Source organism: Streptomyces olivaceoviridis, assembly GCF_014650115.1.
Taxonomy (GTDB): domain Bacteria; phylum Actinomycetota; class Actinomycetes; order Streptomycetales; family Streptomycetaceae; genus Streptomyces; species Streptomyces olivaceoviridis.
The window spans coordinates 183195-194536 of record NZ_BMUI01000006.1; the positions used below are offsets into that span (position 1 = coordinate 183195).

Genomic DNA, 11342 nt, shown 5'->3' on the forward strand with positions numbered 1-11342 from the left:
CGCGGCCCGACCCGGCCGTCCACCAGGGCTCCCGCGCTATAGGCTGACCTTCATGACGTACTCAGGAGAGGTCAGGGTCGGCGGACCGGCGGATGTGCACGAGCTGAAAGACCTGATGATCACCAAGATCGCGGTCGGCCCGATGGACAACAACGCCTATCTGCTGCGCTGCCGTGCCACCGACGAGCAGCTCCTGATCGACGCCGCCAACGAGGCGGAGACGCTCCTCGGCATGATCGGTGACGACGGCATCGCGTCCGTCGTCACCACGCACCAGCACGGCGACCACTGGCAGGCGCTGGCCGAGGTGGTCGCGGGCACGGGCGCGCGTACGTACGCCGGCCGCGACGACGCCCCCGGCATCCCGGTGCCCACCGACGTCCTCGTCGACGACGGCGACGTCATCAGGGTGGGCCGCGTGGAGCTCACCGCGCGCCATCTGGTCGGGCACACGCCCGGATCGATCGCCCTGGTCTACGACGACCCGCACGGCCACCCGCACGTCTTCACCGGCGACTGCCTCTTCCCCGGCGGTGTCGGCAACACGCGCAAGGACCCGAAGGCGTTCGCCAGCCTGATCCACGACGTGGAGACGAAGCTCTTCGACGTGCTGCCGGACGAGACGTGGGTCTACCCGGGGCACGGCAACGACACCACGCTGGGCGCGGAACGGCCGCATCTGCCGGAGTGGCACGCGCGCGGGTGGTGAGCGGGGCGCCGACCTCGCGCCCGACCAGCTCGCGCGTCCGACCGGCTCGCAGCCCGCATCCCCGATCAGCCCGCATCCCTGGTCGGCTCACGTCCCAGGGCGCGCTCCGGCGCACAGGCCGTACGCGCGCCCCACGCATGGCAGTTGTGCGTGAGCCCAGCGTGCGCCGCGCACGCACCCGGTATGCACGCCCCTCCGCGCGCCCCGTGTGAACCTTTCGCACGCACCGGGCCTCCGTGCGCACTCCCGGAAACCGGGCGACCGCAGTCAACTGGTAGCAGCCCCGCGCAGGATGACGGCTCCTGAGCGGTAGGGGCCGCCGGTCTCCAACCCCGCCCTCGGCCGGCGGCCCAGGCTCGGGCCACGCGCGCGTGGGCCGCGCGCAGCCGCGTTCACACGGCCGCAACACCCCTTCCCAGCATGCGGACAACCACCGTTGTGACCTGGACAGACGCCGCGTTCACTGCCAGTCTCCCGCCATGCATGCTGCCCCTCTCGCCGTGCGCCGCGCGGTCGCCGCCGTCACCGTAGCCCTGCTCGCCACCGCCGTCGGCTGCGCTCCGCAGCCCGAGGAGAAGGCGTCGGCCGCCCCGTCCGGGTCTGCCGCGAAGAGCTGCGCCAAGGGCGAACTCGCCACCAAGACGGCCGGAAAACTGACGATCGCGACGGACGAACCGGCGTACGAGCCCTGGTTCAAGGACGACAAGCCCGCGAACAGCAAGGGCTTCGAGTCCGCCGTCGCCTATGCCGTGGCGAAGCAACTGGGGTACGACAAGAACGCGGTCGTCTGGCAGAGCGTGCCCTTCAACAAGGCGTTCGCCCCCGGGGTGAAGACGTTCGACTTCGACATCAACCAGGTGTCGATCAGCGCCGAGCGCAAGAAGGCCGTGGACTTCTCCTCCGGTTACTACGACGTGCGTCAGGCGGTCATCGCCCTGAAGGGCGGCAAGGCCGCCGAGGCGAAGAGCATCGCGGACCTCAAGAAGCTGAAGCTGGGCGCGCAGGTCGGCACCACGAGCCTCGACTACATCACCGACGTCGTGAAGCCGGAACAGGACGCTGCCGTCTACGCCAAGAACGACCAGGCGAAGTCCGCGCTGAAGAACGGCCAGGTCGACGCCGTCATCACGGACCTGCCGACCGCGTTCTACATCACGGCCGCCGAGGTGACGAACGCCAGGATCGTCGGCCAGTTCGAGAACCAGGCCGGCACAGCCGAGCAGTTCGGGCTCGTGCTGGACAAGGGCAGTGCGCTGACCACGTGCGTGAGCGGCGCCGTCGACGCCCTCCGCAAGGACGGCACGCTGGCCGCGATCGAGAAGCAGTGGCTCTCGGACGCCGTCGACGCCCCGGTGCTCAAGTGACGGTCACCAAGGGAGAGTCGGCCCGGGAGGGGGCGGACGACAAGGGGGACATGTCCGGCGGCACCGGCGGCGGTGTCCCGGACGACGGCTACGTGCCCTCCGAGCGGCGTCTGGCGCGCGAGCGCTACCGACGCGCGCGTGCCCGCCGCGCCACCGCCGTCGCGGCCCTCTCCACGCTCGTCACGGTCGCCCTGCTCTACCTGGTCGTCGTCAGCGCACCGGGCTGGCCGCGCACCAAGGAGACGTTCTTCAGCGCGCACTACGCGCGCGAGGCGTTCCCGAAGGTCCTCGAAGGGCTGTGGCTGAACGTCCGCCTGCTGCTGATCTGCGGTGTCGCCGTCCTGGTCCTGGGCATGCTGATCGCCGTCGCGCGGACCCTGCGCGGCCCGGTCTTCTTCCCGCTGCGGGTGCTGGCGGCGGCGTACACCGACTTCTTCCGCGGACTGCCGCTGATCATCAACCTGATGATCGTGGTCCTGGGGGTGCCGGCGCTGCGGCTCCAGGGCGTGACGGTCGATCCGGTGCTGCTCGGCGGTACGGCGCTGACGCTGACGTACTCGGCGTACGTGGCGGAGGTGTTCCGGGCCGGCATCGAGTCGATCCACCCCTCGCAGCGTGCCGCGGCGCGCTCGCTGGGTCTCACCAACCGGCAGGCCCTGCGTCACGTCGTCCTGCCGCAGGCGGTGCGCCGCCAGGTGCCGCCGCTGCTCAACGACCTGGTGTCGTTGCAGAAGGACACCGGCCTGGTGTCCATCGGGGGTGCGGTGGACGCGGTACGGGCGGCCGACATCATCGTGGGCCGCAGTCTGAACTACACGCCGTACATCGTCGCGGGGCTGGTGTTCGTGGCGCTGACCATCCCGATGACCCGGTTCACCGACTGGGTGACGGCCCGGATGGACCGGCGGCGGGCCCAGGGAGGGTCCCTGTGAGCGCCTGGGGAGGAGCCCTGTGAGCACGCCCGAGAACACGCCCGTGAGCAACGCGCCGGTGCTGCGGATGGAGTCCGTCCGCAAGACCTTCGGCGGCTCGGTCGTCCTGCGGGACGTCGGTCTGGAGGTCGCCCCGCACACGGTGACCGCGCTGATCGGCGCCTCCGGCTCGGGCAAGTCCACGCTGCTGCGCTGCGCCAACCTCCTGGAGGAGATCGACGACGGCGCCATCTGGCTGGACGGCGAGGAGATCACCGACCCGCGCGTGGACCAGGACGCGGTACGGCGCCGGATCGGCGTCGTCTTCCAGGCGTACAACCTCTTCCCGCACATGACGGTGCTGGACAACATCACGCTCGCTCCGCGTCGGGTGCACGGCGTCTCCCGCACGGAGGCCGAGGAGCGGGCCAGGGGGCTGCTGGAGCGCCTCGGGCTGGGCGGCAAGGCCGATGCCTACCCGGACCGGCTCAGCGGCGGTCAGCAGCAGCGTGTGGCGATCGTCCGGGCCCTCGCGGTGCGGCCCCGGCTGTTGCTGCTGGACGAGATCACGGCCGCGCTCGACCCCGAGCTGGTGGGCGAGGTGCTGGAGGTGGTGCGTGGCCTCAAGGACGAGGGCATGACCATGGTGCTGGCCACGCACGAGATGGGCTTCGCGCGGGATGTCGCCGATCAGGTCTGCTTCCTGGACGGCGGGGTCGTGCTGGAGCGCGGCACCGCCGAGCAGGTCTTCGGTGACCCGCAGCAGGAGCGCACGCGGCGCTTCCTGCGGCGGATCGTGGAGGCGGGCCGGCTGTAGTCCCGCGCGCGGGTCACGCGTCCGCTCGCGCCGCTCCGGCCAGTGCCGCGACCCGCTCCACGCCGAACACATAGCCCTGCACTCCGCATCCCGCGATCACGCCGTCGGCGCGCAGCGAGACGTAGGAGTGGTGCCGGAACGATTCGCGCCGGTGGATGTTGGAGATGTGCACCTCCAGCACGGGCATGCCGTCACAGGTGTTGAGCGCGTCCAGGATGGCGACCGACGTGTGCGAGTAGGCGCCGGGATTGATGACGATCCCGCAGTGGCTCAGCCGCGCCTCGTGGATCCAGTCGACCAGCTCCCCCTCGTGGTTGGACTGGCGGAAGTCGACCGTGCCGCCGTGCGCGGCCGCCGCCTCGGCGCACAGCGCCTCGACGTCGGCCAGCGTCTCGTTGCCGTAGATCTCGGGCTGGCGCTGACCGAGGAGGTTCAGGTTGGGCCCGTTGAGGATCATGATCGGGGCGTTGGCCAGGGTGCGGGGCACGGTTCCTCCGGTCCGTTCGGGGCGGTCCGTCCACGACCGCTGCTCGCACCCGGTCTATCACGCCGGTCGGCGCCGGCAGCGGGCCCCGTACGCCGGTCGCCACGGCGCGCACCCACGTCCCGTGATCACCTCCGCGCGCCCCCGTAACCCTTGATCACGGTGGGTAGTTGACGCGGCATGCACGATGTACGCGCCGTAAACGCCCCGTCCATGCCGCGGCTCGCCGCCGCCTCGCTCGCCGGGACAGCGATCGAGTTCTACGACTTCTTCGTCTTCGGGACCGCGGCGGCTCTGGTCCTGGGGCCGCTGTTCTTCCCGACGTTCTCGCCGGTCGCCGGGACGCTCGCGGCGTTCGGGACGTTCGGGGTGGGGTTCGTGGCCCGGCCGCTGGGCTCAGTGATCTTCGGGCACCTCGGGGACCGGCGCGGCCGGCGTCCGGTGCTCATCATCTCGCTGCTGCTCACCGGCGCCTCGACGGTCGCGGTCGGCTGTGTGCCGTCCTACGGGACCATCGGCGTGGCCGCGCCCGTGCTGCTGCTCGTGCTGCGTTTCCTCCAGGGGCTGGGGCTCGGCGGTGAGTGGGGCGGAGCGGTGCTGCTGACCGCCGAACACGCTCCCGCCGGGCGGCGTGCCCTGTGGTCGAGCTTCCCCCAGATCGGGCCGGCGCTCGGCTTCGTCCTGGCCAACGGGGTGGTGCTCGCGCTGTCGGCAGGGCTGTCCGACGCGGAGTTCGCCCGGTGGGGCTGGCGCGTACCGTTCTGGGCGGCCGGCGTCCTCGCGCTGGCCGGTCTGTGGCTGCGCTCCTCCCTCAGGGAGAGTCCCCGCTTCCTGGAGATCGACGACCACGCGCGCGTGCCGCTCGTGGAGGTGGTACGGCACCACGGGCGGCTGGTGCTTCTGACGGCCGGAGCTCTCGCGGTCGGTTACGCGGTGTTCTACGCGGTGACGACCTGGTCGCTGGCGTACGCGACGGAACGGCTCGGCGTGAGCCGTACGGTCATGCTGATGTGCGTCATGTGCGCGGTGCTGGTGAAGGGCGCGCTCACGCCCGTCGTGGCACTGTTCGGCGACCGGTACGGACGTCGGCCGCTGTGTCTGACGGGGTGTACGGCCTGCGTCCTGTGGATGTTGCCGATGGTCGCCCTCCTCGCGACCGGCGAGCCGCTGCTGATGTTCCTGGCCATCCTGGGCGCCCTGATCGCCTTCATCACCATGTTCGCGGTGATCGCCGCGTACCTGCCGGAACTGTACGAGGCCCGGGTGCGCTGCACCGGCGCCGCCGTGGGCTACAACCTCGGCGGGGTCTTCGGCGGCGCCCTCACCCCGATCGTCGCCACGGCGCTCGCGGAGCAGGGCGGACGGGTCCCCTGGGGCGTGGGGGCGTACCTCACGGGCATCGCGCTGATCAGCCTGGTCTGTTTCGCACTACTGCCGGAGACGCGGCCGGTGCCCGTGCCGGCGGTCGAGCCGGTCACGGGCTGACCGGACGCATCGCGGGCTTCCCGCCCGCTACGGGTTGATCGCCAGTTCCAGGTAGGCGGCGAACAGCACCAGGTGGACACCCCCTTGGAGGGGCGTGGCCCGGCCCGGCACGACGGTCAGGGAACTGACCACCACGGTCAGCGCGAGCAGCAGCATGTGGGTCGCGCCGAGGCCTAGGACGAGCGGCCCGGACAGCCATACGGACGCGAGCGCCACGGCCGGGATGGTCAGGCCGATGCTGGCCATCGCGGAGCCGAGCGCCAGGTTGAGGCTGGTCTGCACCCGGTCGCGGCGAGCGGAGCGCAGGGCGGCGATGGTCTCGGGCAGCAGGACGAGCAGGGCGATGATCACGCCGACGACGGCCTGGTGCAGGCCCGCCGCCGCCACGCCCGACTCGATCGTGGGCGACACGCCCTTGGCCAGGCCGACCACGCCGATCAGCGCCAGCCCGAGCAGGCCGAGGCTGGTCCAGGCGGTACGCGCGGACGGGGGCCGGGCGTGGTCGTCGGCCGTGATGACCTCTCCCTGCCGGGTGATCGGCAGGAAGTAGTCGCGGTGGCGCACGGTCTGGGTGGCCACGAACAGCCCGTACAGGATCAGTGAGGACAGCGCCGCGAAGGTCAGCTGGATGGTGGAGAACTCGGGTCCGGGCTTGCTGGTGGTGAAGGTCGGCAGCACCAGGCTGAGCGTGGCCAGCGTCGCCACGGTCGCCAGGGCCGCGCCGGTGCCCTCGGGGTTGAAGACGGCCGTGCCGTGCCGCAGGGATGCGACGAGCAGGCAGATCCCGACGACGCCGTTGCAGGTGATCATCACCGCGGCGAAGACGGTGTCCCGGGCCAGCGTGGCACTCTTGTCGCCGCCGTCGGCCATGAGGGTGACGATCAAGGCCACCTCGATGATCGTGACGGCGATGGCGAGCACCAGGGAACCGAAGGGCTCGCCGACTCGGTGGGCGACCACCTCGGCGTGGTGCACGGCTGCCAGGACGGCACCGGCGAGAACGAGGGTCATCAGGCCGACGACCGCGCCGGGCATGCCCCGGCCCCAGGTGAAGACCAGCAGGACGACCGCGAGCACCGGCACGAGGATCGTCCATTGGCGGGTGAGCGACCGGAGCCGAGTGATCATGCGGCGATGGTCGCAGAGGCGTACAGAGTTCGCATTCCGTTCTTTCCGGATACCTCTCATCCTTTCCGGTGCGGGGCCCGGCGCCGGTGGGGCCGGGCACCCGCGTCGCTACGAGACGCCGCCGAGGGGCGATGACCTCGCTGAGGGCCCACGCACCCACGGCGAGGGCCGATACCCCCCGTTCACTGTGCGGCTACGTGGAACCGCGGGCTCCCGCTGCGCCCCGGTCAGACATCGACGCTGCTCTTGCGAGCGTCCTCGCCGTCGGCGTGCGCCTCCTCGTCGGCCGCCTGCTTCTTGGAGGCCAGCAAGCTGGTGACCGTGGTCACGGCCAGGACCGCGCAGATCACGCCGAGCGAGACCGGGATACTGATCTCGGGCACGTGGACACCGGACTCGTGCAGGGCGTGCAGCACCAGCTTGACGCCGATGAAGCCGAGGATGATCGACAGCCCGTACGACAGGTGGACCAGCTTCCTGAGCAACCCGCCGATGAGGAAGTACAGCTGACGCAGACCCATCAGGGCGAACGCGTTGGCGGTGAAGACGATGTACGGGTCCTGGGTCAGGCCGAAGATCGCGGGGATGGAGTCCAGGGCGAACAGCACGTCCGTGGTGCCGATGGCGAGCATCACGACCAGCATCGGGGTCATGACGCGCTTGCCGTTCTGCTGGATCCACAGCTTGGTGCCGTGGTACCGGTCGGCCACGCCGAACTTGCGCTCCACGGCCTTCAGCAGCTTGTTCCCCTCGTACTCCTCGTCGGCCTCGTCCGTGCGGGCCTCCTGGATGAGCTTCCAGGCGGTCCAGATCAGGAAGGCCCCGAAGAGGTAGAACACCCAGGAGAAGCTGGCGAGGATCGCGGCTCCGGCGGCTATGAAGACGGCCCGCAGGACCAGGGCTATGAGGACGCCGACGAGCAGGACGCGCTGCTGGTACTGCGCGGGCACCGCAAACTTCGCCATGATCAGGACGAAGACGAAGAGATTGTCGACGCTCAGGGACTTCTCGGTGATGAAGCCCGCGAAGAACTCACCGGCCGGCTGCCCGCCACCGAAGACGAGGAGGCCGAGACCGAAGAGACCGGCCAGGGCGATCCAGACGACCGTCCAGATGCCCGCTTCCTTGATCGACACCTCGTGCGGCTTGCGGCCGATGAAGAAGTCGACCGCGATCAGAGCGGCGAGACCCGCGATGGTGAGGACCCATAGGGTCATGGAGACTTCCACTGCACCTCCGGCATTACGTGACGGCAAACACATCAGCGTTGTCGCTGCCGGAGGTCTCTTCCACCCGTGATGGGCCGACGCCCCGGGACCGGACCGGTCCGTACTGACGGGTGCGCCGCAGTCAAGGAGTACTCCCCTCCGCACGGAAGACAGTACCCCAATCACCAAGGAAAGGTAAAGTGAGAAGTAAAGTAACTTCCAAGTTACCTGGTCAGGCGGCTTTTACTATCGCTTGGTGCGGGCTCCGGCCACCTCGGTGAGCACGTCGTGCACGATCCGGTCGGCGGCCGGGGGCAGTGAGGGTTCGTATGTCCAGGCGTGGCCGATCCACGGATCGGCGAGGTGGTCGTCGGGCAGCGGGGTGAGTCGCAGCAGCGAACGCCACAGTGGATCGAGCAGGGGGCCGTAGGCGGTGGCCTCCCCACGGTCGGCGACGAGAAGGAGGTGTACGCCGACGGCCGGACCCTCGTCGGCGAGGTAACGGAGCCGGGTCACCGACCGGTCGTCGAACCCGTGCGGGAAGTCGTTGACGATCAGAAGCTGCTGGGCGGTGTCCACATCGGCAGGCAGCGACTCGGCCGCGCCGCCGCGCACCGCCATCTGCACCAGGTCGACCCGCCGGGTGAGCCGCTCCAGCGTCTGCGAGACACCCGCCGCCCCGGTCGCGGGCGGCGACACGAGAACCCCGGCCCGCGTCAGCGGCAGCAGCGCGCGGTTCCCGGCCCCGGCAGGGTCGACCACCTGTACGGCGAACTCCCCGGCCGGGTGTACGGCGAGCAGGCGCGCCGCGAGGGCGACGGCCACGGACATGGCCAGGTGCCGCGGCTCGGTGGGGTCCGTCAGGGGAGCGGCGCCGGCCGCCGACGGACCGCTGTCGATCCACAACCCCCTCTCCAGGGGCAGCCTGACCAGCAGGGGGATGTGCAGGGGCGCGCTTTCGGGCAGGTGGACATCACCGAGCCGCAGCGCCATCGGCGGCTCGGCAGGGACGCGGTAGGCGTGCCAGACGGGGCTGTCCCAGCGGGCGTAGGCGGGCGGGAGCGCGGGCTCGACCACCTCGGCCTCGGCGATGAGCTGGGCGAGGTCGCGATCGAAGGCTGCCCGCGCTCGGCCGGCCAACTGGGTCCGGCGAGCGTGGGCAGCCTCGCGCGCGGCACCGCCCGCCGTGCCGAGCCGCGTGCGGGGGTCGGCGAGGGCCTGGTCCAGTTCCTTCTCCAGGCGGGAGTCGGCGAAGTCGATGGCGCTCCGGTAGGCCGCCGTGGTGCGGGCCAGGTCCTCGAACATGCCCCAGACCTGGTTGTACAGCCGTTCCTCCATCGACCAGCCCACGGCGTCTCCGGCAACGGGCCGAGCGGGCTGGCCGTCGGCGACCGAGGGGGGCGGGGACGGACGGCCGCGGGTGCGGCGCGGGTGTGTGTAGTCGACGGGGCCGCCCGGCTGGTGAGGATCGGGGCCGCCATCCTCGTCAGGGCTCCGCGGGCCGTACGAACGCGGCGGCTCCGCCGGCCCGGAAGCGGACGACTGGGACGCGGTGGCGGGCCGAGGAGCCGACGCCGGTGGGGAAGGTGGTGAAGTGGTGGCGGGCTGAGAAGCCGACGCGGGCGGGGACGCGGTGGCGGGTTGAGAAGTGGGCACCGCTTGATGGGTGGGCGTGGCCTGCGGTGCCGGAGCGGGGGTGGGCCGGGTATCACGATCGGTCGGCGGTACGGGTGTCGTACCGGGCAGGCCCTGGACCACCGCCTCCTGGATGGCCGTCGCGAGGTCGTCCGCGTCGGGCAGCCCCTGGTCGGCGAGGAGGGCGGGGAGGCCGTTCGCATAGCCATGGCCCATCGCGCGCACTTTCCAGGCGCCCTGTCTGCGGTACAGCTCCAGGGCGATCACGGCCGTCTCGGTGTCCAGGCCGGTGAGGGTGTAACAGGCCAGTTCGGTGCCGTCGTGGCCGCTCACCGTGGTGTGCGGGGCCGGGACGGCGCCAAAACCGAGCGGGCCTGCCGTGCCGGTGGGCAGGGCGATGAAGACGTCGACGCGGTGCACGGCCTCGGGCAGGGCGGCCAGGTCGACGGCCAGGCGGTGCTCGGCGGCCACCTGCCGGGGCACCTGGACGCCGGGCAGGTGGGAGGCGCCGGGGTGGGCCACCCACTGGCGGCCGTGCACCGTGCCGTGCTCGTCGCCGAGCGTGGCTCCGGCGAGGACCGGCACTCCGGCCGAGATCCGGATCTCCAGCCGGACCTGGGACAGCGGGTGGTTCTGCCCCCGCACCAGCTCGGTCCCCATCGCCGTCCCCCCTGTGTCGTTCGCTCGTGCGTGCCGCGCCGGGTGAGCGGGCGGTCCGGTGCCAGGGCCCTGTCGCCACATTCCCGTCGTCGCCCGCAGGACGGCCCCGCGGCGTCTGGTGCGTGCTCTGGGGTTCCCCCCCGGCCGAAGGCCGGGGAAGTGCCGGGCTCAGGCCCTCGTGCTGGACGCACTCGGGTCTGGGCCGGCGCGGCGACACCAGGTGCGCGGCGTCGCGCGGCGGACGCGCACTGTCGGACAGGCCCTAGAGGTGCGGCAGGATCGCCGGCATCAGGTCCTGGAAGGTACGGCCCCTGGCCGGGGCGCCGATGGCCGTCATCGTCCAGCCGGAGCCCGCCCGCTGCACCTTGGCCATGATCTGGGCGGTGTACTCGCCGCCGCCGGCCAGGGTGTAACGGGCGAGTTCCTGGCCGTTGGTCTCGTCCACGAGCCGGCAGAAGGCGTTCTGCACCTCCTGGAAGGTCTGGCCGGTGAAGGAGTTGACCGTGAAGACGATCTGGTCGATGTGGACCGGGACGCGTTGCAGGTCCACCAGGATGGCCTCGTCGTCGCCGCCCTGGCCGGCACCGCCGACGAGGTTGTCACCAGTGTGGCGCACGGAACCGTCGTCGCTGACCAGGTGGCGGAAGAAGACGACGTCCTTGGGCTCCGCACCGGCGAAGAGGACCGCCGAGGCGTCCAGGTCGATCTCGCGGGTGCGGGAGCCGAACAGGCCGCGCCGCTTGGCCGCCTGCCAGCCGAGGCCCATGCGGACCGCTGTCAGGGTGGCCCCGTCCTTCTTCTCCAGGCTGATGGCCTGACCCTTGGACAAGTTGACGGACACGGCTGAATCCCCTCTCGACGGTCCCCTGTTGCCGCGCCGAGCCGTTGCTGCGCACCGCGCGGTTGATCAGAACACTACGCAGGGCCGCGGACAGTGCCGA

General features: G+C 71.2%; 10 protein-coding genes. 5 read left to right on the forward strand and 5 right to left on the reverse strand.

Features of this window, described 5'->3' with window-relative positions:
• The first annotated feature begins 52 nt into the window (after positions 1-52).
• The 4 genes from IE273_RS14150 (at position 53) to IE273_RS14165 (ending at position 3801) form a co-directional block, all read left to right on the forward strand.
• Entirely contained in the window at positions 53-709 is a 657-nt protein-coding gene (locus IE273_RS14150) for an MBL fold metallo-hydrolase (protein ID WP_189815517.1), read from the forward strand.
• 479 nt (positions 710-1188) lie between these two features.
• Positions 1189-2073, forward strand: coding sequence for an ABC transporter substrate-binding protein (locus IE273_RS14155; RefSeq protein WP_189815518.1), 885 nt, complete (start codon positions 1189-1191; stop codon positions 2071-2073).
• The gene (locus IE273_RS14160; RefSeq protein WP_189815519.1) at positions 2070-3005 is read left to right on the forward strand and encodes an amino acid ABC transporter permease; all 936 of its coding nucleotides are present in this window, start codon (positions 2070-2072) and stop codon (positions 3003-3005) included. The genes IE273_RS14155 and IE273_RS14160 overlap by 4 nt, the downstream gene beginning before the upstream one ends.
• Positions 3006-3072: 67 nt before the next feature.
• Positions 3073-3801, forward strand: coding sequence for an amino acid ABC transporter ATP-binding protein (locus IE273_RS14165; RefSeq protein ID WP_308437038.1), 729 nt, complete (start codon positions 3073-3075; stop codon positions 3799-3801).
• Positions 3802-3814: 13 nt separating this feature from the next.
• Here the strand turns inward: IE273_RS14165 and aroQ are convergent, their stop codons facing one another.
• Positions 3815-4288, reverse strand: a complete 474-nt coding sequence (aroQ, locus tag IE273_RS14170) for a type II 3-dehydroquinate dehydratase (RefSeq protein WP_189815520.1) — start codon at positions 4286-4288, stop codon at positions 3815-3817.
• A 210-nt stretch (positions 4289-4498) separates the two neighbouring features.
• On the opposite strand from aroQ, the gene IE273_RS14175 reads away from it, so the two are divergent.
• A complete protein-coding gene (locus tag IE273_RS14175) occupies positions 4499-5770 on the forward strand; it encodes an MFS transporter (protein ID WP_189815706.1) in 1272 nt (423 codons plus the stop codon).
• Positions 5771-5797: 27 nt separating this feature from the next.
• Here the strand turns inward: IE273_RS14175 and IE273_RS14180 are convergent, their stop codons facing one another.
• From IE273_RS14180 to IE273_RS14195, 4 genes are all read right to left on the reverse strand, one after another.
• Positions 5798-6898 carry a calcium:cation antiporter gene (locus IE273_RS14180; RefSeq protein WP_189815521.1) on the reverse strand — a complete coding sequence of 367 codons (1101 nt, stop codon included), beginning with the start codon at positions 6896-6898 and terminating at the stop codon, positions 5798-5800.
• Between the two features lie 227 nt (positions 6899-7125).
• The gene (locus tag IE273_RS14185) at positions 7126-8127 is read right to left on the reverse strand and encodes a TerC family protein (RefSeq protein WP_189815522.1); all 1002 of its coding nucleotides are present in this window, start codon (positions 8125-8127) and stop codon (positions 7126-7128) included.
• 225 nt (positions 8128-8352) lie between these two features.
• Entirely contained in the window at positions 8353-10401 is a 2049-nt protein-coding gene (locus IE273_RS14190; RefSeq protein WP_189815523.1) for a TerD family protein, read from the reverse strand.
• 262 nt (positions 10402-10663) lie between these two features.
• Complete coding sequence (locus IE273_RS14195; protein ID WP_014672031.1) at positions 10664-11242, reverse strand: TerD family protein; 579 nt, start codon at positions 11240-11242, stop codon at positions 10664-10666.
• Positions 11243-11342 lie beyond the last annotated feature (100 nt).

What these genes read in the sequence shown, in the direction of transcription:
- IE273_RS14175 (WP_189815706.1), top strand. Translation starts at nt 4,499, where the DNA reads ATGCCGCGGCTCGCCGCCGCCTCGCTCGCCGGGACAGCGATCGAGTTC.
- IE273_RS14180 (WP_189815521.1), bottom strand. Translation starts at nt 6,898, where the DNA reads ATGATCACTCGGCTCCGGTCGCTCACCCGCCAATGGACGATCCTCGTG.
- IE273_RS14155 (WP_189815518.1), top strand. Translation starts at nt 1,189, where the DNA reads ATGCATGCTGCCCCTCTCGCCGTGCGCCGCGCGGTCGCCGCCGTCACC.
- IE273_RS14150 (WP_189815517.1), top strand. Translation starts at nt 53, where the DNA reads ATGACGTACTCAGGAGAGGTCAGGGTCGGCGGACCGGCGGATGTGCAC.
- IE273_RS14165 (WP_308437038.1), top strand. Translation starts at nt 3,073, where the DNA reads ATGGAGTCCGTCCGCAAGACCTTCGGCGGCTCGGTCGTCCTGCGGGAC.
- IE273_RS14190 (WP_189815523.1), bottom strand. Translation starts at nt 10,401, where the DNA reads ATGGGGACCGAGCTGGTGCGGGGGCAGAACCACCCGCTGTCCCAGGTC.